Source organism: Vibrio superstes (assembly GCF_003569005.1).
GTDB lineage: Bacteria > Pseudomonadota > Gammaproteobacteria > Enterobacterales > Vibrionaceae > Vibrio > Vibrio superstes.
In genome coordinates this window covers 2236638-2260414 of record NZ_BCUR01000004.1, presented here as the reverse complement: position 1 = coordinate 2260414, position 23777 = coordinate 2236638, and the positions used below count along the sequence as shown (strand labels likewise).

Below are 23777 nucleotides of genomic sequence, written 5' to 3'. Positions count from 1 at the left end.
TAGATGACATCTAATATAAGTCAACAATTAGACAATATCAGTGTAGGGATGAGGCTAGTTTGCAATAAAGTAGTTATTGCGTCCGTTGGATTTGACTCGATACAAAGCCTGATCTGCTCGCTCAAAAAACGACACCTTATCCATAGAGTGTGAATCAAACTCACAACCGCCGATGCTGACGGTAAGTTGTGATTGAATAGGGTGAGGGATGCCTAGCTCGTTAATGCTAAATAGGATTTTCTGTGAGAGTATCTCAAGCCCTTTTTTATCAGTATCAGGGAGTAAAAGGACAAATTCTTCACCGCCATAGCGCGCAACGACATCTGCTGGTCGCTTGGCAATGTCTTCCAACGCCTTGGCCACTTTTGTTAAGTAAACATCGCCAGTATGATGACCCAACTGATCATTAACCATTTTAAAGTGATCGATATCCACAACTAGCAACCCTAGCGGGGCAGACGAACGGGAGGTTCGCTTAATCTCGTCCCTTAAATGTTGATCGAAGTAACCGCGATTGAAGATTCCCGTCAGAGCATCCTTACCTAAAAGCTGTTGGAGTTGTTTTTTTTGAGCTTCCAGCTCCATCAACTGTAATCGAATCTGTTTTTGAGCGCGCCACTGCTCTTTACTATGCACAAAGGCTCGAAGATGGGCTTTGTAATGGTCGCTGCCAAGATATAGGACCCAAACTAGCAGGATGGCAATAGTCACATAAAGGTGCAAAGACATGATTTGTTGGTTATGAACTAGCTCAACAATGCCAAATCCGGCGAGTAGGCTGAAACAGTAGATAACGATAATTTCTCTGGTGCGCAAAATGACCAATTTTGCCATGGCTGTCACTATAATGACCGATACGGGGGAGAGAGTGATGGAAAGGGTGACCAGAGCGGCATGTTGAACCGCTAGAAGGTTAGCAACAACAAACAGGCAAGTCAGATTAGTGATGTAGCTTGCACGTAGCTTACTGACCAATGCCCAAGTAACTAGTATGAGAGTGGGAGCCACGTAAACCATATAAGAGCGGAACAGTCCGTAGGTGTGCTCTAAATTGAGTAAAAAGCTTCTTGACTCCCATAGAGGCATGAACACCCCAAGAGCAAACATGAGCAGAGCTATAAGCGGTAATCCACGCTGCAACTGATTTTTGTTGTTTTTGACTACGTGCAGGCTGAAGCTACGTTGAACTGAGTTATACGGGGCTGAGGACACAAATATCCGCTCTATCAATAATTTATATTAATCATAGAACAACTCGGAGCTCAATCTGGAATATTCCTTATTATCAATGAAATAAAGCAAATCGAGCCCTCAATGAAGACTCGATCTGCTTTTATTTGATGGGTTTGAAGTTGGGAGACAATGTATCGCACACGTGCCGTGCAAAACCGCTACCCGCTTCTCGGTATATATCGAATGCTGCATCTGCGCCAAGTTCAATAAACTGCTCAACCTGATCTTGATATTCAGCAATGGCGGCGACTTTCCCTTGGTAGCCTCGAAGTCGTAGCTGCTCTAGGGCGAAGCGGTTACCCTGGTTATTCGGAATGGCCAGTAAGACCAACTCTATTTGATCCAGTTTCTGGATACGCTCCCAAAAATCGGAGTCGGTCACATCACCACAAATAGTATTTCTAGCATGGCGTTGGTGGTGATCGGCTGTGTCATTTCGTATTTCTACGCCTAAACAGATATCACCGTGTCGCTGTGTGAGTTCATCATAGGCACCTGTGCCGATACGACCCATACCCAGAACCATAACCTGAGCCTGACCAACGCCAATAAACTGGTCGCGAATATTAATCTTGGCGTCGCTGTGCTCTTTAAGCCAGCTGGCACTGCGGCGATAGATGCTATTGCTAAAGCGGTTAAGGGGCGCAGCAATAATAAAAGAAATCGATACGGCTAGGGCGATAGAAACCATGATGTCACCGGATATCCAGCCTTGTTTGTAGGCTAAACCGCCGACAATCAAGCCAAACTCACTGAAGTTAAATAGCGTGAGTGACGCGAGTAGCGAGGTTCGAACTCGAAATTTAAATCGGTCTAAGATGAGGTAATACAGCACTCCCTTGACTGGCAACAACAGCATGAATACCAGAGCCAGAATCAATCCTGCCACGGTCGGTTGTTCAGACAGACCAATGTTCAGGAAGAAACAGACCAAGAACATCTCTTTCAAATTGAACAGAGACTTGGAAAGCTCAGACGCCTTCTTATGCCCGGCAAGCAGCATGCCAAGAATTAGCGCACCGAGATCGCCTTTCACGCCGACTAATTCAAATAGCCCAGCCCCCACAACTAAGGCGAAGAAGATACCGCACAGTACTAATAACTCTCCGTGGCCTACTTTATCTAATACCTTGTAGAAAAGAGGGCGGACTAACGGCAGCGCAAATAGGATAATGGCGTACCATTCTGGGATCTTACCGGTAGATACGGTCAGAAAAGCCACCGCAAAGATATCCTGCATGACCAAAATACCAATGGCAATGGTGCCATAGACGGAGTTTAGTTCACCGTTATCTTGTAGGGCCTTGATGGCAAATACGGTACTAGAAAAAGAGAGTGCAAAGCCTAGGATGATGAGCTGCGCAAAGGACATATCAGCGAAAAGGTTTACACCGATAACTTGTAATGCCACTAAACAGAACGTAAAAAAGGCGGTAGAGGCAAGGTTGTGCAGGGTAGCACCAGCCCAAATCTCTTTGGACAGTAGTACCTTAATATCCAGCTTTAGTCCGATAGTGAATAGCAGCAAGGTGACACCAAGATCAGCAAGCTGATTGATTGCATCGTTGCTTTCGAAACCAAAGGCATTAAGGGTGAAACCAGCCAGCAAAAAACCGACAAGGGGAGGGAGGTTACAGCGCTGTGCGACAAAGCCGGCAACAAAAGCACCGAAAATGAGCATTATATCCATTTATGCAGTCTCGAAAGTGGTTGAGAAATTGGCGCATATTCAACCACAAACGAGTCTGAGATGATTGAACTTATTGCGTAGAATCCATCAATTTTTGTAACAATATGCCATTTAACATGGCTCGCTTAACAATAGCAAACGCCCCCATTGTCGGATACTGCTCTAGATCAGAGGAGACAATAGGTAAGTCTTTATGAAACGCAGTGAGCGATTGGCTATTTACGTTCCTTTGAATTGCTGGGAATAATACCTCTTTTGCTTTGGTAATATCACCTGCAATAACTATCTTTTGCGGGTTAAACAAGTTAATTACAATGGCCGCAGCTTTACCGAGTTGATCGCCCACGCGTACAATACTTTGTGTCGCTAGCGCATCGCCGCTGAGTGCGTGCTTGCAGATAGCATTGATGGTAACTTGGGACTCATCGGCAAGCGTAGAGTTATAGCCTTGCGCTAAACGTGCTTTTACACCTTTGATAATCGCAGGGTTAGCTGCGATTGTCTCTAGGCAGCCAAAGTTACCGCACTGGCACTGCTCGCCAAGAGGGTCTACTTGAATATGACCTATTTCGCCTACGTTTCGGTTTGAGCCCAAGAACACCTGACCTCCAGCCATAATGCCAGAACCGGTTCCGCGGTGAACACTAATTAAGATTGAATCTTTGCAGTCACGCGTCGCGCCAAAGTAGTGCTCAGCAAGAGCCATACCGCGGATATCATTACCCACAAAGCACTCGGTCTTAAATTCATCTTTCAGAATTTTCGCCAAAGGTAGATTATCAATCTTAGTGTTAGGCATGTATTGCACAACGCCTACATCTGGGTTTACTAAGCCAGGCAAAATCACACCAATCGCAATCAGGTTATGGGAAATGCCCTCGTTACTGGCTTTGAAAAGTTTAATTTTATCGAATATTTGCCCAACCAATTGCTCTTGGTCGCTGTACTGAATTGCCGATTCACTTTGCGCTAGGATCTCTCCGCTCAGGTCATGCAAAGACAATTGAATATAATCTCGGCCAACACGCACCGCAATAGAGTGGAACTGAGTCACCTGTGTGGTTAGGGATATCGCTCGTCGGCCACCGGTCGAGGCCTGCTGTGCAACCTCTTGTACTAAATTACATTCCAATAGCTGACGAGTGATCTTAGTGACACTCGCTGGCGCCAAATGACTCAATTCAGCAATCTGAATGCGTGATATAGGCCCTTGTTGATCAATCAGTCGATAAACAGCTGCGCTGTTCAACTGCTTTACTAGGTCTACGTTGCCAATTTGTCCGCCAGTCATAATTATCCCTGTATAAATTGACCGTTTACTACGGTCGCTTTAACGTTAAAGTCGTTGTTGAAAATGGTAAGGTTTGCAATCATATCAGTTTTTACGCGACCTAGTTTATGCTCCATGCCCATAGCTTTTGCGGGATAGAGTGTTGCCATGCGTAGCGTTTCATCGAGAGATAAACCTACATGGTTAACGCAGTTCTCTACGGCTTCAATCATGGTAAGTGCAGAACCGCCCAATGTACCGTCTTCACCCACACACATCCCATCACGAACGTACACGGTTTTTCCGACAAAATTGAACTGGTCCATTTCAGCGCCTGCTGGGGCTGTTGCATCGGTTACTAGCACCAACTTTTCGCCCTTAAGTTTGTGAGCGATACGGATGTTAGCATAATCAACATGATGCCCATCAACGATAATGCCCGCATATACGTCTGGAGTGTCGAATATTGCGCCCACTACGCCTGGCTCACGACCTGTCATTGGCGTCATAGCATTAAATAGGTGAGTTGCAAAGGTAATACCTTGCTCAAAACTATCACGTGCTTCTTGATACGTTGCGGCAGTGTGACCAATAGAAACAACAATCCCAGCTTCTTTCAGTTGCTTGATGTGCTCAGGTCTGTTTTGTTCTGGTGCTAGAGTTACCTTGGCCACTAGGTCTGAGTGCTGGCAAATAAAACCGATCATCTCATCATCCGATTGACGAATGTATGACTCGGTATGGATGCCCTTTCTTGCAAGGTTAAGGTAAGGACCTTCAAGGTGTAGACCGAGTGACTGATGCTTGTTTTGTTCCTGATATTTACGCTGAGCTTCGATAGCGCTGCGCATATTTTCGTCTGAAGAGGTGATCAGCGTTGGTAAAAAGCTGGTGCAGCCGGATTTTAGGTTGGCTTCGTGCATAATCTGCATCGTTTCAGGCGAGATGTCATCATTGAGCATCACACCGCCACAGCCATTTAATTGAAGGTCGATGAAGCCTGGGCTTAGATTAGCGCCTTCTAGATCGATACGTTCAATGCCTGAGTCTAATGTTTCTTCAAGGCATACCGCCTTGATACGGTCGTTCTCAACGACAACCGCGTGGTTAATTAAAATGTCGCTACCCGTGAATACGGTGCAGTTCGTTAATGCATACATACTTGCTGCTCCTAATTAAAGATCTTTGATGTTTTCCGCTTCTAACTCGCGGAAGTATTTTAGGGTTTTGACTTTCAATTCTTGAGAAGCCGGAGAGTCCGCGACAATAACGGCTTTTGAATGCATCTGCATTGCGCTTACTGTCCATAAGTGATTGACCGAACCTTCTACTGCTGCTTGCAGTGCTTGAGCTTTATTGTGACCAGTAATCAACACCATCACTTCTTCTGCATCGAGAAGCGTCGCAACACCGATAGTCAGTGCATACTTAGGCACTTGGCTAATGTCACCGTCAAAGAAGCGAGAATTAGCAATACGGGTTTTTTCGGTCAGCGTTTTAATGCGGGTACGTGATGAAAGAGACGATGCTGGCTCGTTAAATGCGATATGACCGTCATGACCCACACCACCCATGAACAGGTTAATTCGGCCATAAGATTTAATCTTAGCTTCATAAGCTCTGCACACGGCATCGTGGTCTTCAGTGTTGCCATCCAACAAGTTTATGTTTTGCTGTTGAATGTCGACATGGTTGAAGAAGTATTCGTACATAAAGGTGCGGTATGATTCAGGGTGATCGCTAGGCAGGCCAACGTATTCATCCATATTGAAGGTCACTACATTCTTAAAGCTCACTTCTCCTGCATTGTACATTTCAATTAAATACTTATAGGTATTTAGTGGTGTACCACCGGTAGGTAAGCCAAGCACAAAAGGTCTGTCAGTTGTCGGGTTGAACTTATTTATAGTATTAACAATATGTCGAGCAGACCAACGACCGACGTCTGCGCTTGTTTGTAATGGGATGAGCCTCACGGTGGATACCTCGCCAAGATTTAAGATTTAAGATTTATTTAATTGTCCTTAGTATACTCAAAATGATCGTTATTTTTAAGAGTGAAATAAGTTTTATGATCTACCTAACAAAAATAGGCTGTTCACACGGATTGCTATGACATGGCTCACGTTTTATAGGGTTTTAATTTGCGACGCAAATTTAAGCCATTAAGATGAAGAGGACTAAATTAATTAACTAAAAAAAGTTTTTAACTTATTTTCAGATTCCTCAGAGGGAGAGATAACGTGAACATTCTTGGATATTTTCAGAAGGTAGGTAAGGCGCTAATGGTGCCGGTTGCTACGCTACCAGCAGCAGCGATACTAATGGGTATCGGTTATTGGATTGACCCAACCGGTTGGGGTGGCAACAGTGCACTAGCTGGCTTCCTTATTAAGGCGGGCGCAGCAATCATCGACAACATGTCTTGGCTATTCGCTGTGGGTGTTGCCTACGGTATGTCTAAAGATAAAGATGGTGCAGCGGCACTGGCTGGCCTTGTAATGATGTACGTTGTTACTACTCTTCTATCTCCTGGTGCAGTAGCACAGATTCAGGGTATTAGCGGCGACGCAGTTCCAGCGGCATTTGGTAAGATTCAAAACCAATTCGTAGGTATCCTAGTCGGTATTATCTCTGCTGAAATCTACAACCGCTTCTCGACCGTTGAGCTTCATAAAGCACTAGCGTTCTTCTCTGGTAAGCGTCTTGTTCCTATCTTGACTTCTTTTGCTGGTATCGTAATGGCATTCGTACTTATGTACGTATGGCCTGCAATCTACGATGGCCTAGTACACTTCGGTGAGTCTATCCAAGGTATGGGTTCTGTAGGTGCTGGTATCTACGCATTCTTCAACCGTCTATTGATTCCTGTTGGTCTTCACCACGCATTGAACTCAGTATTCTGGTTCGACGTTGCCGGTATTAACGATATCCCTAACTTCCTAGGTGGCGCTAAGTCTATCGCTGAAGGTACTGCAACAGTAGGTATTACTGGTATGTACCAAGCGGGCTTCTTCCCAATCATGATGTTCGGTCTACCAGGTGCAGCACTGGCTATCTACCACACTTCAAAATCTAAGAACAAAGAAAAAGTAGCGTCTATCATGATTGCTGCAGGTTTCGCTTCTTTCTTCACAGGTGTGACTGAGCCACTAGAGTTCTCATTCATGTTCCTAGCGCCAGCACTGTATGTTCTGCACGCTGTTTTGACGGGTATCTCTGTATACATCGCAGCATCAATGGAATGGATTGCAGGCTTCGGCTTCTCAGCAGGTCTTGTGGATATGGTTCTATCTAGCCGTAACCCACTAGCTGTTAACTGGTACATGCTAATCGTTCAAGGTCTAGTATTCTTCGGAATCTACTACGCAGTGTTCCGTACAGTAATCATTAAGTTCGGTCTTAAGACTCCTGGTCGTGAAGATGACGAAGATGGCGCTTCAACAACTGCGGGTTCTTCAAACTCTTCTGAGCTTGCTAAGCAGTACCTGAAAGCACTAGGTGGACACAGCAACATCTCTTCAATTGATGCATGTATCACTCGTCTACGCCTAACTCTAAACGACACAAGCGTAATCAACGAGAAGCAACTAAAAGACTTAGGTGCAATGGGTGTGGTTAAACTAGGTTCAAATAACGTTCAAGTTATCCTAGGTCCACTAGCAGAAATCGTAGCAGGTGAGATGAAACAAATCCCTGCAGATGCTGACCTAACAACTGTACAGCTTCCATCTTAATCAATAACTCCTAGATTATTGTGCCAATGCCTCCCTCGGGAGGCATTTTTTTTACCTTTCATAACACAAACATCTAGATTTAGTTCTTTAGACGAATACAATGTAGGGCGTAGAAGAATTTCAAAATTGAACCATGAGGTGTTGTAGATGAGTGAAGCTGAGGCTCGACCATCGAATTTTATCCGCCAAATCATCGATAAAGATATCGCGGATGGCAAACATAACAGCGTGCATACTCGTTTCCCGCCAGAGCCAAACGGTTATCTGCATATCGGACACGCTAAGTCGATCTGTCTAAACTTTGGTATTGCTCAAGACTATCAGGGCCAGTGTAACCTGCGCTTTGATGACACCAACCCAGAAAAAGAAGACATTGAATACGTTGAATCAATTAAGAATGACGTTCAATGGCTTGGTTTCAACTGGTCTGGCGATATCTGTTACTCGTCAAACTATTTTGATCAGTTGTATGCGTATGCTGTTGAGTTGATCAACAAGGGCCTAGCTTATGTTGAAGAGCTAACGGCTGACGAGATTCGTGAATACCGTGGCACGTTGAAAGCGCCGGGTAAAGAAAGCCCATATCGCAACCGCACCATTGAAGAAAACTTAGCGCTATTTGAAAAAATGCGTGATGGTGGCTTCAAAGAAGGCGAAGCATGTCTGCGTGCTAAGATCGATATGAGCTCATCATTCATGGTGATGCGCGATCCGGTTCTATATCGTGTGCGTTTTGCCCATCACCATCAAACCGCTGACAAGTGGTGCATTTATCCAATGTACGACTTCACTCACTGTATCTCGGATGCCCTAGAGGGAATTACTCACTCTTTGTGTACCCTTGAATTCCAAGACAACCGTCGCTTGTACGACTGGGTGCTGGAAAACATTACCATTGAGACTCAGCCTCATCAGTATGAGTTTAGCCGCCTAAACCTTGAATACACGGTTATGTCTAAGCGTAAGCTGAGCCAACTAGTGACTGAAAATTTGGTAAATGGCTGGGATGACCCGCGTATGCCAACCATCTCTGGTTTGCGTCGCCGTGGTTTTACTCCTGCGTCTATTCGTGAATTCTGTAAGCGTATTGGTGTCACCAAGCAAGAGAACATGATTGAGTTTGGTTCACTAGAGTCTTGTATTCGTGATGACCTAAACGAGAATGCACCTCGTGCAATGGCGGTTCTTGAGCCCGTTAAGATCGTGATCGAAAACTACCCAGAAGGTCAGGTAGAGACACTAAACGTTGCGAATCACCCGAACAAACCTGAAATGGGCAGTCGTGAAGTACCCTTCACTCGTGAAGTGTGGATCGAGGCTGATGACTTCCGTGAAGAAGCGAACAAGAAGTACAAACGCCTAGTTTTAGGCAAAGAAGTGCGTCTGCGTGGTTCTTACGTGATTAAGGCTGAGCGCATCGATAAAGATGAGCAAGGCAACATCACCACTATCTTCTGTACTTATGATGATGAGACGCTAGGTAAGAACCCAGCGGACGGTCGTAAAGTGAAGGGCGTTATCCATTGGGTATCCGCTGACAAAGGTGTTCCTGCAGAGATTCGTCTATACGATCGCTTGTTTACGGTACCAAACCCAGCAGCGGCAGAAGACTTTAAAGCAACGATTAATGCTGAGTCATTAGATGTGAAACAAGGCTTTGTTGAACCTAGCCTAGTGGGTGCTGAAGCAGAAGCGGGTTATCAGTTCGAGCGCACAGGTTACTTCTGTGTAGACAGCAAAGACAGCACTGCAGAAAACCTAGTGTTTAACCGCACAGTCGGTCTACGTGATACTTGGGCAAACAATAGCTAATTAATGCTTTGTGCTAGAAACAAAAATGCCAGCTAGATGCTGGCATTTTTTATGTCTGCTTTATGAGGCTAACTCTAGTCAATCGTTTAGAACGTAAGAGACATCACCGGTTCGAGAGTCATACCAGATCACGTGTTTCGCGTTGTTTGGGTTAGACGTATATCCGTCTTTGGTATAGATGAAAACACACTTAGAATAATGACCTTCTTTACCTGTTTGTCGAATGGCATAAAAATCATAATTTTCAGCTTGATTTACATTATCGGTCGCAGTTAGTGATGAATCGAGAAGCCTATCCCATAATAAATAACAGGCTTTATCACCTTTACCAATATTAAAGGGCGCTCCCATTGGGTCATTTTTATCAACTCCAAGCGGGTATCCAACGTCATTCATATCGAGGTGGCTATCTATGGTGTTACTGCCTTCAGCTGAATCTGTTCCTTCAGCGTACCCTGGCATATTTGCGTACGATTCCGTGCCTCTGCCTTCTAGAGCCCATCTTTGATGCGCAAAATTAATAGACTGTTGGAGTTCAGCCGCCGCACCTTTAAGCATCGATTCTCGTGCGTCTGAGTTAAGATCTAAAAATCGCGGGGCAGCCACAACAGCTAGCACCGCGATTATCACGATAACAACAATTAACTCAATCAGCGTAAATCCGTTTTTACTGATAGACATTTTGTTTTTTGACTCTACTACTTAGGCGTGTGCGCCTTAGGACCCGCCTTACAGTCACCATTGGCACAGCGGCCGTATAGGTAGAGACTGTGGTTAGTCAGATTGATATTGTAACGTTTTGCAATCTCGCGCTGACGCTCTTCAATAACTTCGTCGCTAAACTCAATGACTGAGCCACAATCTAGACAAACAAGATGGTCATGGTGGTGCTGGGTAGACAGTTCAAACACTGATTTACCACCCTCAAAGTGGTGACGAGTAACAATGCCTGCGTCATCAAATTGGTTGAGAACTCGGTAAACGGTAGCAAGACCAATCTCTTCACCGATATCTATTAATTTCTTGTACAGCTCTTCCGCACTTATGTGCTGACAACCTGGCTGTTGAAGTAGCTCTAAAATTTTTAAGCGTGGTAAAGTGACCTTCAACCCTGCTTCCTTTAGGGCTTTATTATTATCTGGCATGCATGTTCCTATAAAAATCTGAGCCTTACTCTAACGTTCATTATATGGGAAGGAACCAGAACAATAAACCATGTACTTATGATGGTTATTTCTTTTGGTCATAAAACGGAAGGATGTCACGAATAGTATGTGATAAATATTTACAAATTTGTAACTCGTGAAATAACAGGTACAAAAAAGGGGCACTAAGCCCCTTTTTCAAAATTTCAAAATCTGTGCAAGCTTAGTCTTCTAGTTCAGCAAGACACATCTCAGCGTGGATTTGGTTAACCCACTTAGTTACGCGCTCGTCAGTCAATTCTGGCTGACGATCTTCGTCGATGCATAGGCCGATGAAATTGTCGTCATCAACAAGTGCTTTTGATGCTTCAAACTCGTAACCTTCTGTTGGCCAGTGACCCATGATGGTGCCACCTTTGCCTTCTACGATATCGCGGACGGTACCCATAGCGTCACAGAAGTATTCAGCATAATCTTCTTGGTCACCACAACCAAAGATAGCGACGAGCTTAGTGCTAAAGTCGATACCCTCTAGTTCAGGGAAGAAATCGTCCCAGTCACATTGAGCTTCACCGTAGTACCATGTTGGAATGCCGATTAGAAGCAGATCGAAGTTATCAATATCTTCTTTGCTGCTCTTTGCAATATCTTGAACGTGAACCAGTTTTTTACCTAGTTGCTTTTGAATCATCTTTGCAACAGCTTCTGTATTACCAGTATCACTGCCGAAGAAGAGACCTACACTTGCCATAGAATCAGTACCTATATTAGATGTAATCGGATGCGTTTATAAAGTGAGTTGTAGGTTATATACCTGAACCTTCCCAAGAGAGCTGAATAAGCCCCTTGATAATGAAACCAGCACAACCTAAAAACAACACAAGCCATACGATACGACGGCCAAATGGAGGGACATTACCCTGCTTTAGAACGTCTTTGATTGCGAGACCGATGAGTAAAAATACGGAGGCAAACAACAAATCAAGTCCAATGGATTCAATCTGATTTATGTAATCGTAGAGCATGGCATCCCTTTATGCTTTATCAATCGCGGAACTATATCACAGTCAGCTTATATCTGTTTACCCTTGACCCTTAATTTTGTGCAATAAACTTGCGAATAACTCGCAACACCATGTCCGGTTTCTCGGCATGCAGCCAGTGTCCTGTATTCGCAATCACATGCGCTTTGGCGTTCGGGAACTGGGCCATAATTTCAGGCTGATGTTCACCTTGAATGTAATCCGAATCTGCGCCCTTAATAAAGAGGGTAGGCAAAGGGTTTTCTGCTAGGGTAGACCAGGTCATGATCTCAGAATATTGTGACTTAAGGGCTTGATGGTTGAAGCGCCAATCTAAGGTATCGCCATTTTTATAGAGCGACTTGCTCAAAAATTGCCTTACACCTTCCATCTCGATGTGCTTGGCCATAAGGCTCATAGCTTCAGAGCGTAGTTTTGGCTTCTGTTTGGCGACTTCTTGAATCCCAGCAAAGACATTGCTGTGTCGATCCACGTTGTAGGCGACAGGTGCCATGTCCAATACAATCAATCTTTTGATGTTCATTGGGCTAATAGAGGCATACTTCATTGCCACCTTACCGCCCATCGAATGGCCGACCACGGTTAACTCATCTAGCGCTAGTTCATCGATTAACTGACGAATATCTTCGGCCTGTGCGGCATAAGTATGCTCATCACTGTGGAAGGATCGCCCATGATTGCGCAGATCCACGCTAATCACTTGGTGATCTTGGCTGAGATCGCGGGCGAGGAGGCCTAAATTATCCAAACTTCCAAACAAACCGTGGATCAAAAGTATAGGTTTACCATGACCTTGGATCTTATAGTGTAACTGGCTCGACATTTTCTCCAATTCCCTTTTGCTTTCCGTAGAGACTTACTCAATAACTGGGTATAATCTGGCGCAGTTTAAACTAATAAGATTGTGAAAAGCGAATGAAAACCATCGAAGTTGACGAAGAACTGTATAGATTTATCGCGAGCCGTACCCAACGCATTGGAGAGAGTGCATCCGATATTCTACGACGTTTACTAGATGTGGATGGTATAGCCAAGCTAGAAGCAGAATCTGTTGAGGCAAAGCCAGAAACAGATATTGAGCCTACAGGCGCGGCCACACCTATCATCGTAGGTAAACCGTCGCAATCGATTGACCCTATCAAGCAGATTCGCAGTGAACTTATCTCTGATGAATTTGCCGCTTTAGATAAAGCGATTGATAGATTTATGTTTGTTTTATCTGCACTTCATCGAATTGATAAAGATGGATTCGCCGAAGCGACTCAGGTTAAGGGTCGCAAACGCGTTTACTTCGCAGATAACGAAGCAGTGCTCTTGGCAAGTGGCACCACGACCAAACCAAGAGCCATTCCTGGGTCACCTTTCTGGGTGATCACCAATAACAATACCAGCCGTAAACGTCAGATGGTTGAGCAGTTGATGGTGAGAATGTCATTCCCCGCCGAGTTAATAGAGCGAGTGACTCGCTCAATTTAATCCCAAGGAATTATGCCTGCAAAGAACTTCCCCCCTTTTTGCGGGCATTTTAATATTTGAAGAACTATAAAAAAGGAATAACACAATGGCTATGCATCCTCGCGCTGGGCAAAAGGCTCAGCAAGAAGATTTACACAACATCCCTCAGTTGGTAGCTAACTATTACCTACTTCAACCTGAAGCAGGCAACGCGGATCAGAAGGTAGCATTTGGTACCTCTGGACACCGCGGTAGTGCTGACAAAACTACGTTCAACGAAAACCACATTCTCGCTATCGCTCAAGCGGTCGCTGAAGTTCGCGCAAGCAACGGTGTGACTGGTCCTCTATTTGTGGGTAAAGATACTCACGCACTTTCAGAGCCAGCATTTGCAACGGTTGTCGACGTATTAGTGGCAAACGGTGTTCAAGTTATCTGTCAAGAAGACGAAGGCTACACGCCAACTCCGGGTATCTCTCATGCAATTCTTACTTACAACTTGGTTAATGATGCAAAAGCAGACGGCATTGTAATTACTCCGTCGCATAACCCACCACAAGATGGCGGCATCAAGTACAACCCAGTTCACGGTGGTCCTGCTGAGGGCGAGCTAACTCAAGCTATCGAAGATCGCGCAAACGAGATCATCGCAGCAGGTTTAGCTGATGTGAAACGTGTAGGCATTGCCGCAGCAAAAGCTAGCGAGTTATTCGTTGAGAAAGATTTGGTTGCTCCTTACGTTGCTGATCTAGTGAACGTTGTTGACATGGAAGCAATCCAAAAAGCAAATCTTAAGATTGGTGTTGATCCACTAGGTGGCTCAGGCATCGATTACTGGCGTCAAATCCAGAAGGCTTACAACCTAGACCTCACTCTAGTAAGCGAAGCAGTAGACCCTAGCTTCCAGTTTATGTCTTTGGACAAAGACGGCGTGGTTCGTATGGACTGTTCTTCTCCTTATGCAATGGCAGGTCTACTAGCACTGAAAGACGACTATGAACTGGCATTTGGTAACGACCCAGATTATGACCGTCACGGCATTGTGACTCCAGCAGGTCTAATGAACCCTAACCACTTCCTAGCGGTATGTATCGATTACCTATATCGTCACCGTGAAGGTTGGGGCGCTGAGGTTGCTGTTGGTAAAACTCTAGTATCAAGTGCAATCATCGACCGCGTTGTTGCTGACCTTGGTCGCGAGCTATGTGAAGTGCCAGTTGGCTTCAAATGGTTTGTAGATGGTCTATACGAAGGTAAGTTTGGCTTTGGTGGAGAAGAGAGCGCGGGCGCTTCATTCTTGCGTAAAGATGGCACACCTTGGGCTACGGACAAAGATGGCATCATCCTATGTCTTCTTGCAGCAGAAATTACTGCAGTAACTGGCAAGAACCCTCAGCAATACTATAACGAACTAGCGGCTAAGCACGGTGAGTCTAGCTATAACCGTATTCAAGCGGTTGCCAATGGCCCACAAAAAGATGTGCTTAAGAAGCTATCTGCTGAAATGGTGTCTGCGGATACACTAGCAGGTGATGCAATCACTGCTCGTTTGACTCACGCGCCAGGTAACGGTGCGGCAATTGGTGGACTTAAAGTGACGACAGCCAACGGCTGGTTCGCAGCGCGTCCATCAGGCACAGAAGAAATCTACAAGATTTACTGTGAAAGCTTTAAGGGTGCTGAGCACCTGAAGCTAATTGAAACGGAAGCACAAGAGATTGTGAACCAAGTATTCAAGGCTGCAGGCCTGTAATTTAAGCCTTAGAACTTACGTTTTATAGCTTAAGCCTGAATAAATAAATCCCCATTGTGTTTGCGCACAGTGGGGATTTTTTATGGTGTCAAAACGATTGGTATTATATCTGTTTATTTTTTTGCTTTCTCTGAAATAAAGTGACAAGCAAGATTGGTGCACAGAGCATCAGCATAAAAACAGATATGGCTTCAATCAATTCGGTCATGGGAACTCCTAGATGAATCGCATATATATCAAGTGTTTTAAGTCAGCGAGACTGTATGCCTATGTAGGTTAGGATTCAATATGAGCCCATGCGCTTATGCGGCGCACCTTTATGAGTAAGTGGATATACAATATTTAACTTGTTGTATTAAAAAGATTTATTTGCACTCGTTATTGACTGTTTTGAATGTGAAATCACTGTTTCTACATTTGATTAAATATTATTGGGCCAATCATTAGGAACAATAAACCAGAAGCGACCTGATTCGCTTTGGCAGTGCAAAACTTTGCCTTGAATACTATCCAATAATGGAGAGTTTTCGGTTCTACCAGTAGCCCAAAGCGGCTTATCTAAGCGATACAGTTTTTCAGCTATTCGATGAGCCTGATTCTGATGACACCAATAGCCGACGATCTGCGAGGTGTTTATCCTTTTCCCTTCACAGTGAGTGGGGACAGTGTGATTCTCAAAAGGGTTAATGTACAAACGTCCTTGCATTAACAGGTGTTGTGATAGGTCTTTCCATTGTGGATATTGACGGATAAAGATGTCTGATTGTGTGTGCTGAAGTTGTCTTTCCAGCATATGTTTAAGCTTTTTATCGAGTCGGTCAATGGCATTAGGGCCGTACCATTTATCCCCATGTAACAGGTAAAACTTAATGGCTACTTCCCAATGCTCGGTTCTATCGTGCTGGTGGTTGTGCAGAATAAAATCCAGCTCGCCAATGGTTCTTCCATTATCACTGAGCTGCAGTTCAGTGGTGGTGATGGATAGGGAAGGGTGTTGTATGAACAGTTGCTCACACAGGTGCTGATAGATAAACCCGAGTCGAGGGTTGCCCGTATAGGTTTGCATTTGTTCGGCGCAGAGGGTTTTAAAAGGAAGCTCTTCTACAATAATCTCATCACCATGCAGCAGCGGCGGTGTTGTCGCTATCCAATCAGCGAATTGAGATAAAGTAGAGACATCAACATAGGTATTTGGCATTGGTTAACAGACCCTAGCAGGTAGACGAGCAGACATTTGTTTGTTTAACTTGCTACATATCAGACGTATTTTCAATTATTTGGAAGCAAAATGGACAATTTACAACTGCAACGCATTCTCAATTACACGCTTTCCCCTGAACTGATTAAAGATTACGCGCCGAATGGACTTCAGGTTGAAGGAAGCAAAACCATCAATAAAGTTGTTACCGGAGTGACTGCTTCTCAATCGCTTATCGATAAGGCTATCGAGTTAGGTGCCGATGCTATCCTTGTTCATCATGGTTATTTCTGGAAGGGTGAGCCTGAGCCGATAGTCGGTATGAAAGGTCGCCGTATTCGCTCATTGATCAAGAACGATATTAATCTTTATGGATATCACTTGCCATTGGATATCCATCCGGAACTGGGTAACAACGCACGTCTGGCTCAGCTACTAGAGATTGATGTTGAAGGCGGGTTAGAGGGGCATGCTCAATCTGTCGCCATGCACGGCCGCTTGAAACGAGCGGTGAGCGGCGCGGAATTTGCCAAGCGCATCGCCCAAGCTCTAGATAGAGAGCCACTGCATATCGCACCTGAAAACGCGGATAAAAAGATTGAAACCGTTGGCTGGTGCACGGGCGGTGGTCAGGATTACATTCAATTGGCTGCAGACTACGACTTGGATGCCTTCATCTCAGGTGAGATCTCAGAGCGCACCACATTCGTGGCTCGTGAGCAAGATATTCATTACTTCTCAGCGGGTCACCACGCGACAGAGCGCTATGGCATTAAAGCGCTGGGTGAATGGCTAGCGGCAGAGCACGGGCTAGATGTAACCTTTGTTGATATTAATAATCCAGTTTAATGGTAATGGGTATCCCCAGAGCATTAGTAATAACGAGCGGGCTACCCTTATACCAATCGTAGTAAATAACTGATCATCCTAGCTTGTTAAAACACTCGATAACGGCGTTAGAATTTTTGATTGTAGAATCACTACTTATCAAAAAGTTCTGCCTTGTTATCCAGCGTTTTTCCTACGCTATTTCTGACCACTTACTTACTGTGATTGGTATTACTTGAGCTTACAGACAGAATCTCGCTCTACCAACTCTGGTATAAGGTTATTAGACAGTAAATATTTTCGGTTCTCGATTCGTGCTAGCAAGGCTTTCGCTGCCACCTCACCAATTCGATGAACAGGATAATCAATCGTCGTCAGTCTTGGTCTCACGTGCTGACTATGGCTATTGTTATCAAAGCCGATGACAGATAACTCTTTGCCAATAGTAATGCCTCGCTCCGCACATACATCGTAAACGGCCAACGCTATATTATCGTTCTGACAGAAGACGGCGGTGATTTGCGGCGCTCGATCAAGCAATCGTCTTACTGTATCGTGGTTTCCCTGATGATCAAATCTTCCTTCTATCACATACATTGGATTGTAAGGAAGCTCGGAAGCACCCAGCGCGTTTCTGTACCCTTGCAAGCGATCTCTACTATCAACCTTGCTCATTTGGCCGCTGATACAGGCTATTTCAGTGTGACCATTGTCTATCAAAAACTGAGTGGCAACCATGCCACCTTGCTCATTGTTAATGTAGATACAACTCTCGGCAATCTCTGGAACAAGACGGTTAACGATCATCGTATTGGGATGGCGTAACAGCAAGCTAATCAGAGTGTCATCGGAGAGCTTATCTGAATGAACAACCAATCCGTCGACTTGTTTAGCAAGAAGAAATTCGATGGAGTCTTGTTCTTTTTGAAGAGACTCTTGGCCACTGGTTACGATCAGATGCATGTTTTTCTCACGCACTTGCTGTTCAACGTGATGCATTAAAGGACCGTAAAAGGGACTATCGAAGGAGCCTACTAGCATGCCAATACTATTGGTTTTATTGGATGCCAAGGCTTGAGCAGACGCGTTTGGTTGAAAATTCAAAGCCTTCATCGCTTCATAGACTCTCTGCTTGTTAGCCTCCTTAACATAAGCGTGCCCGTTGAGAACTCGTGAAACGGTTGCTGTTGAGACTTTTGCTAGCGCTGAAACTTCTTTTATCGTTGCCAATTTTATTACCTGTTAATTTACTTCTCGAAACAGTGATAAGTTTGTAAATCTAACTATTTCGAGAAAGAACGAACATTCATCGTTGAGTTGAAGTGCTCGGATAGCCCAATTATAAACACACCTTGTGCTTAATTCAGCCAAATAATTGCTTGGGTTAGGTATAAGCACATACAGCCAGATGGCTCCACTGAATTAGAAGATGATTTCATTGTGGGTATTCAGGCAGATGTATGGTGATAATGCTATTTAACGTCGCCTCTATGGGGCGATTTTTTTGTTTCTGGCGCTGAGAGTAGGGCCGTGAACTTTCGATTGTAGAGGTTATTGATAGCCCAATAACGAAAAAAGCCGTATCGAAATACGGCTTTTGATCGTTGTCGCTTAAGCGTGGTTATTCACGTTCGTGAAGGGGCTTAAACTCGCGCTGCGTTTCACCAGTGTATAGCTGACGTGGGCGGCCAATGCGGTTGTGAGGGTCACTGTGCATTTCGCTCCAGTGTGCAATCCAACCAACGGTACGAGAGATAGCGAAGATAACCGTAAACATAGATACTGGGATACCAATCGCTTTAAGAATGATACCTGAGTAGAAATCTACGTTAGGGTACAGTTTCTTCTCTACAAAGTACTCGTCTGATAGAGCGATACGCTCAAGTTCCATAGCTACATCTAGCAGAGGATCTTTAATGTTCAGCTCTTTCAATACATCGTGGCACGCTTCACGCATTACTGTTGCGCGTGGATCGTAGTTTTTGTAAACGCGGTGACCGAAGCCCATTAAACGGAATGGGTCATCTTTGTCTTTCGCGCGTGCTACATATTCTTCAATCTTATCTACACTGCCGATCTCCTCAAGCATATGTAGGCAGGCTTCGTTTGCACCGCCGTGAGCAGGTCCCCATAGAGATGCAATACCCGCTGCGATACACGCAAATGGGTTAGCACCAGAAGAGCCGGCTAGTCGAACGGTCGACGTAGAAGCATTCTGTTCGTGGTCAGCGTGCAGGGTAAAGATCTTATCCATAGCACGAGCAACGACAGGGTTTACTTCATATTCTTCACAAGGATTTGCGAACATCATATGAAGGAAGTTTTCTGCATAGCTTAGGTCGTTTCTTGGGTAAATAAATGGTTGACCTATGCTGTACTTGTAGCACATTGCCGCTAGTGTTGGCATTTTCGACAGAAGTCGGAATGCCGCAATCTCGCGGTGTTTATCATTATTAATGTCTAGTGAATCGTGGTAGAAGGCCGCTAGTGCACCGACTACCCCACACATTACCGCCATTGGGTGGGCGTCGCGACGGAAGCCGTGAAAGAAGCTTGCGATTTGCTCATGCACCATAGTATGGCGCGTTACAATCTTCTTGAAATCCTCGTATTTTTCACGAGTTGGGGCTTCTCCGTACAGCAAAATGTAGCAAACTTCCAAATAATCCGCGTTGTTTGCTAATTCATCGATTGGAAAACCACGGTGCAATAGAATGCCCGCGTTACCATCAATGTAAGTGATTTGAGATTCACAAGATGCAGTGGCAAGAAAACCAGGGTCAAAGGTAAAGTAACCCTTGCTTCCCAATGTACGAACATCGATCACGTCTGGGCCATCGGTTCCCTTCATAATCGGCAATTCGATAGGCGCTTGACCCTCAATAGTCAGAGTCGCTTGCTTATCTGCCATAACATTCTCCTTTGTTATTTTATTTTCCATCTTGATTCAATGGTGCACCAAATTTGTACTGATCTTCGGGCGAGAAGTCAATTTATATACCTTTTTGTGTGCACTTGTTTAGGTTTCTATACGTAGATTTAGTAAAAATTGGGTCTATGTAACATTATTTGTTAATGCAATTGTATTGGATTGTTAACGGTCGTATAGTGGCGCTGAAATCTAAGCTATATCTTTGTTTCATCTCCCTATGATATCGGCTTTGCTAAGGGAGAGTGTTCTATTTTATAGACTAACAAAGTGACAAAACATTCAGGGGCGACCCGTAGTTATGTAAGTTTTTGTTAAATTTCTGCTAAAGAAGCCCAAATGTTTACAATTTGTAAAACTGCTCAAAGGAGCTGAGTGAGCACGCCGTGGACAAGAAAAAAACAAGACCTGTCAATCTGGATCTCCAGACGATTCACTTCCCGATCACTGCCATTGCTTCGATCCTGCACAGGATATCTGGTGTTATCACCTTTGTCGCTGTCGGAATCTTACTTTGGTTACTTTCCATTTCTCTGTCGTCACCTAAAGGGTTTATGGAGGCTGCCAGTTACGTTGATGGCTTCTTCGTTAAATTCATTTTGTGGGGAATACTAACTGCGCTTTTCTACCATATCGTGGGCGGTATTAGACACCTTTGCCAAGACTTAGGGTATTTTGAAGAACTAGAGAGCGGTGCTAAAAGCGCACAAATCTCCTTCATCATTACCGGCGTTCTGGCACTCGTTGCGGGGATAATCGTATGGTAAACAACGTATCTTCATTTGGGCGCAATGGCGTCCATGATTTCCTGCTGGTTCGTGCAACTGCAATCATCCTGACTCTCTACACCATCTACTTATGTGGATTTTTCCTGATCTCAGGTGACATAGGTTATATGGAGTGGAGCAACTTCTTTGGTGGACTGTTCACCAAGATCTTCACCATGATCGCGTTGTTCTGCATTCTGATTCATGCATGGATTGGTTTATGGCAGGTTCTGACCGACTACATTAAACCGGCGCTATTGCGCGGTAGTCTGCAACTGGTTCTCATTGCAGTGCTACTAGGTTATTTCTTCTCTGGCCTATTTATTCTTTGGGGGGCATAAATGACGATTCCAGTTCGCGAATTTGATGCAGTAGTCATTGGTGCTGGTGGTGCAGGCATGCGTGCAGCACTGCAAATCTCTGAGCAAGGTTTGACTTGCGCATTGTTATCAAAAGTATTTCCTACTCGTTCTCACACCGTATCAGCGCAGGGTGGTATCACCGTTGCTCTGGGTAACTCACATGAAGACAATTGGCAATGGCACATGTACGACACCGTTAAAGGGTCGGACTACATTGGTGACCAAGACGCGATTGAATACATGTGTAAGAACGGTCCAGAATCCGTAATCGAGCTAGAAAAAATGGGCCTACCATTTTCTCGCTTCGAAGACGGCTCTATTTATCAGCGTCCGTTTGGCGGCCAGTCAAAACAGTTCGGTGGCGAGCAAGCTGCACGTACTGCGGCGGCAGCTGACCGTACAGGTCACGCACTATTGCACACCCTGTACCAACAGAACATCAAATACAAAACCACTATTTTCAGTGAGTGGTACGCCCTTGATTTGGTGAAAAACCAAGACGGCGTCGTCATGGGTTGTACGGCAATCTGTATGGAAACCGGCGAGATGTGTTACTTCAAGTCGAAGGCCACTATCTTAGCGACCGGTGGCGCAGGTCGTATCTACTCTTCAACTACTAATGCGCACATCAACACAGGTGATGGTGTTGGTATGGCACTTCGTGCTGGCGTCCCTATGCAAGACATGGAGATGTGGCAATTCCACCCAACTGGTATCGCCGGTGCAGGTGTGCTTGTGACCGAAGGTTGTCGTGGTGAGGGTGGTTACCTGCTCAATAAAGACGGCGAACGCTTCATGGAGCGTTATGCACCAAATGCGAAAGACTTGGCCGGTCGTGACGTTGTGGCTCGTTCAATGATGATCGAAATCCGTGAAGGTCGTGGCTGTGATGGTCCTTGGGGTCCACACATTAAGCTGAAGATGGATCATTTGGGTAAAGACGTACTCGAGTCACGTCTGCCAGGTATCTGTGAACTATCACGTACCTTTGCTCACGTTGACCCAGTGAAAGAACCGATTCCGGTTATCCCAACCTGTCACTACATGATGGGTGGTGTACCAACACAGGTTTCTGGTCAAGCGATCAAGCTAGACGAAAACGGTTCAGATGTTGAAGTACAAGGCTTGTTTGCTTGTGGTGAAATTGCATCAGTATCAGTACACGGCGCTAACCGTCTAGGTGGCAACTCGCTACTTGATTTGGTGGTATTTGGCCGAGCGACTGGTCTGCACCTTGGCGATACGTTGGCCGCTCAATCAGAAGCTCGTCCGGTTTCAGAGTCGGATATTGAGGCTTCTCTAGCTCGTACCATGCGCTGGGAAAACAGTACTAGCGGCGAAGACCCAGCTCAGATTCGTAAAGACATGCAAAGCTGCATGCAAAACAGCTTCTCGGTATTCCGTGAAGGTGAAGCGATGGCAACAGGTCTTGAAGAGCTACGTGTTATCCGTGAGCGTCTACAAGATGCGCACCTTAGCGACAAATCAACAGAATTCAATACACAACGTATTGAGTGTCTAGAGCTAGACAACTTGATGGAAACCGCTGTAGCAACGGCTGTTGCTGCGAACTACCGTACAGAGAGCCGTGGCGCACACGCTCGCTTTGACTATCCAGACCGTGATGATTCGCAGTGGCTGTGTCACTCAATCTACAACCCGGAAACGGAGAGCATGTCTAAGCGTGACGTGAACATGGAACCTGTGCATCGCGAAGCGTTTCCACCGAAAGCTAGAACCTATTAAGGGAGCGAGATATGAACCTGAATTTTTCTGTCTATCGCTATAACCCAGACGTAGACAGCAAGCCCTACATGAAACAGTACACGCTTGACGTGGAAGAAGGGTCGGACATGATGGTATTGGATGCGTTGATCTTGTTGAAAGAACAAGACCCATCGCTTTCATTCCGTCGCTCATGCCGTGAGGGTGTGTGTGGCAGTGATGGCCTCAACATGAATGGTAAGAACGGTTTGGCGTGTATCACGCCACTGTCAGCCTTAAAAGGCGATAATTTGACGATTCGTCCGCTACCAGGCTTGCCTGTTGTGCGTGACTTGATTGTTGATATGACTCAGTTCTATGACAACTACGCCAAGGTGAAGCCGTTCTTAATTTCAGACGGCGAATTGCCACCATCGCGTGAACATAAACAGTCACCAGAAGAGCGTGCTCATCTCGATGGTTTGTATGAGTGCATCATGTGTGCATGTTGTACCACATCATGCCCATCATTCTGGTGGAATCCGGATAAGTTCATTGGTCCTGCAGGTCTTTTAGCGGCTTATCGCTGGTTAATTGATAGCCGAGATACGGCAACTGATGAACGACTGAGCGATCTAGACGACGCATTTAGTGTTTTCCGTTGTCATGGCATCATGAACTGTGTCAGTGTATGTCCTAAGGGGTTGAACCCTACCAAAGCGATTGGGCATATTAAGACAATGTTGGTCAATCGTTCGGTATAGATTATTGAAATTACGGGCTTTTCAGAGTTTACTGTTTAGCCCGTCGTAGCCAAACATTTAGGTTTGGGCAGAAGTTCGGCAAAGACC

22 protein-coding genes are annotated in these 23777 nt (G+C 45.1%); 9 read left to right on the top strand and 13 right to left on the bottom strand.

The window, feature by feature from the left end; genetic code table 11:
* Positions 1-54: 54 nt before the first annotated feature.
* The 5 genes from D5I41_RS18250 to nagB all read right to left on the bottom strand — a co-directional run bounded on the left by D5I41_RS18250 (position 55) and on the right by nagB (position 6169).
* Entirely contained in the window at positions 55-1086 is a 1032-nt protein-coding gene (locus D5I41_RS18250) for a GGDEF domain-containing protein (protein ID WP_235868948.1), read from the bottom strand.
* Positions 1087-1333: 247 nt separating this feature from the next.
* Complete coding sequence (locus tag D5I41_RS18245) at positions 1334-2923, bottom strand: cation:proton antiporter domain-containing protein (protein ID WP_162892862.1); 1590 nt, start codon at positions 2921-2923, stop codon at positions 1334-1336.
* Positions 2924-2993: 70 nt separating this feature from the next.
* Positions 2994-4214 carry a DNA-binding transcriptional regulator NagC gene (gene nagC, locus D5I41_RS18240; protein ID WP_119011023.1) on the bottom strand — a complete coding sequence of 407 codons (1221 nt, stop codon included), beginning with the start codon at positions 4212-4214 and terminating at the stop codon, positions 2994-2996.
* A 2-nt stretch (positions 4215-4216) separates the two neighbouring features.
* Positions 4217-5353 carry an N-acetylglucosamine-6-phosphate deacetylase gene (nagA, locus tag D5I41_RS18235; protein WP_119011022.1) on the bottom strand — a complete coding sequence of 379 codons (1137 nt, stop codon included), beginning with the start codon at positions 5351-5353 and terminating at the stop codon, positions 4217-4219.
* 15 nt (positions 5354-5368) lie between these two features.
* On the bottom strand, positions 5369-6169 hold the full coding sequence (gene nagB, locus D5I41_RS18230; RefSeq protein ID WP_119011021.1) for a glucosamine-6-phosphate deaminase: 801 nt from the start codon (positions 6167-6169) through the stop codon (positions 5369-5371).
* Positions 6170-6436: 267 nt separating this feature from the next.
* Here nagB and nagE point away from each other — a divergent pair, with 267 nt between their 5' ends.
* Together nagE and glnS are read left to right on the top strand one after the other, a co-directional pair.
* Complete coding sequence (nagE, locus tag D5I41_RS18225; protein ID WP_119011020.1) at positions 6437-7930, top strand: N-acetylglucosamine-specific PTS transporter subunit IIBC; 1494 nt, start codon at positions 6437-6439, stop codon at positions 7928-7930.
* Between the two features lie 147 nt (positions 7931-8077).
* On the top strand, positions 8078-9742 hold the full coding sequence (glnS, locus tag D5I41_RS18220; RefSeq protein ID WP_119011019.1) for a glutamine--tRNA ligase: 1665 nt from the start codon (positions 8078-8080) through the stop codon (positions 9740-9742).
* A gap of 78 nt (positions 9743-9820) precedes the next feature.
* Here the strand turns inward: glnS and D5I41_RS18215 are convergent, their stop codons facing one another.
* From D5I41_RS18215 to D5I41_RS18195, 5 genes are all read right to left on the bottom strand, one after another.
* Complete coding sequence (locus D5I41_RS18215; RefSeq protein ID WP_119011018.1) at positions 9821-10423, bottom strand: prepilin-type N-terminal cleavage/methylation domain-containing protein; 603 nt, start codon at positions 10421-10423, stop codon at positions 9821-9823.
* Positions 10424-10440: 17 nt separating this feature from the next.
* The gene (fur, locus tag D5I41_RS18210) at positions 10441-10887 is read right to left on the bottom strand and encodes a ferric iron uptake transcriptional regulator (protein ID WP_119011017.1); all 447 of its coding nucleotides are present in this window, start codon (positions 10885-10887) and stop codon (positions 10441-10443) included.
* 223 nt (positions 10888-11110) lie between these two features.
* Positions 11111-11638: a flavodoxin FldA gene (fldA, locus tag D5I41_RS18205; protein ID WP_017032610.1), complete on the bottom strand. Its 528-nt coding sequence runs from the start codon at positions 11636-11638 to the stop codon at positions 11111-11113.
* 55 nt (positions 11639-11693) lie between these two features.
* A complete protein-coding gene (locus tag D5I41_RS18200) occupies positions 11694-11912 on the bottom strand; it encodes a DUF2788 domain-containing protein (protein WP_017026761.1) in 219 nt (72 codons plus the stop codon).
* Between the two features lie 70 nt (positions 11913-11982).
* Complete coding sequence (locus tag D5I41_RS18195) at positions 11983-12753, bottom strand: alpha/beta fold hydrolase (RefSeq protein WP_119011016.1); 771 nt, start codon at positions 12751-12753, stop codon at positions 11983-11985.
* Between the two features lie 92 nt (positions 12754-12845).
* Here D5I41_RS18195 and seqA point away from each other — a divergent pair, with 92 nt between their 5' ends.
* Both seqA and pgm read left to right on the top strand, forming a co-directional pair.
* On the top strand, positions 12846-13406 hold the full coding sequence (gene seqA, locus D5I41_RS18190; RefSeq protein ID WP_119011015.1) for a replication initiation negative regulator SeqA: 561 nt from the start codon (positions 12846-12848) through the stop codon (positions 13404-13406).
* Between the two features lie 85 nt (positions 13407-13491).
* On the top strand, positions 13492-15138 hold the full coding sequence (gene pgm, locus D5I41_RS18185; protein WP_102366777.1) for a phosphoglucomutase (alpha-D-glucose-1,6-bisphosphate-dependent): 1647 nt from the start codon (positions 13492-13494) through the stop codon (positions 15136-15138).
* A 421-nt stretch (positions 15139-15559) separates the two neighbouring features.
* Here pgm and D5I41_RS18180 read toward each other — a convergent pair whose 3' ends face one another.
* Positions 15560-16336 (bottom strand): DUF1853 family protein, encoded by a 777-nt coding sequence (locus D5I41_RS18180; RefSeq protein WP_119011014.1) that lies wholly within the window; start codon positions 16334-16336, stop codon positions 15560-15562.
* Between the two features lie 90 nt (positions 16337-16426).
* On the opposite strand from D5I41_RS18180, the gene D5I41_RS18175 reads away from it, so the two are divergent.
* Positions 16427-17185 carry a Nif3-like dinuclear metal center hexameric protein gene (locus D5I41_RS18175; protein WP_119011013.1) on the top strand — a complete coding sequence of 253 codons (759 nt, stop codon included), beginning with the start codon at positions 16427-16429 and terminating at the stop codon, positions 17183-17185.
* 210 nt (positions 17186-17395) lie between these two features.
* On the opposite strand, the gene D5I41_RS18170 is transcribed toward D5I41_RS18175, so the two are convergent.
* Both D5I41_RS18170 and D5I41_RS18165 read right to left on the bottom strand, forming a co-directional pair.
* Complete coding sequence (locus D5I41_RS18170; protein WP_119011012.1) at positions 17396-18394, bottom strand: LacI family DNA-binding transcriptional regulator; 999 nt, start codon at positions 18392-18394, stop codon at positions 17396-17398.
* Positions 18395-18785: 391 nt separating this feature from the next.
* The gene (locus tag D5I41_RS18165; RefSeq protein WP_017026748.1) at positions 18786-20075 is read right to left on the bottom strand and encodes a citrate synthase; all 1290 of its coding nucleotides are present in this window, start codon (positions 20073-20075) and stop codon (positions 18786-18788) included.
* Between the two features lie 404 nt (positions 20076-20479).
* Here D5I41_RS18165 and sdhC point away from each other — a divergent pair, with 404 nt between their 5' ends.
* Genes sdhC through D5I41_RS18145 form a run of 4 tightly spaced genes read left to right on the top strand, consistent with a single transcriptional unit; the run spans position 20480 to position 23690 of the window.
* Entirely contained in the window at positions 20480-20860 is a 381-nt protein-coding gene (sdhC, locus tag D5I41_RS18160) for a succinate dehydrogenase cytochrome b556 subunit (RefSeq protein ID WP_119011011.1), read from the top strand.
* Positions 20854-21201, top strand: coding sequence for a succinate dehydrogenase, hydrophobic membrane anchor protein (sdhD, locus tag D5I41_RS18155; RefSeq protein ID WP_017026746.1), 348 nt, complete (start codon positions 20854-20856; stop codon positions 21199-21201). The genes sdhC and sdhD overlap by 7 nt, the downstream gene beginning before the upstream one ends.
* Positions 21202-22968, top strand: a complete 1767-nt coding sequence (sdhA, locus tag D5I41_RS18150; RefSeq protein ID WP_102448956.1) for a succinate dehydrogenase flavoprotein subunit — start codon at positions 21202-21204, stop codon at positions 22966-22968.
* An 11-nt stretch (positions 22969-22979) separates the two neighbouring features.
* The gene (locus D5I41_RS18145; protein ID WP_119011010.1) at positions 22980-23690 is read left to right on the top strand and encodes a succinate dehydrogenase iron-sulfur subunit; all 711 of its coding nucleotides are present in this window, start codon (positions 22980-22982) and stop codon (positions 23688-23690) included.
* Positions 23691-23777 lie beyond the last annotated feature (87 nt).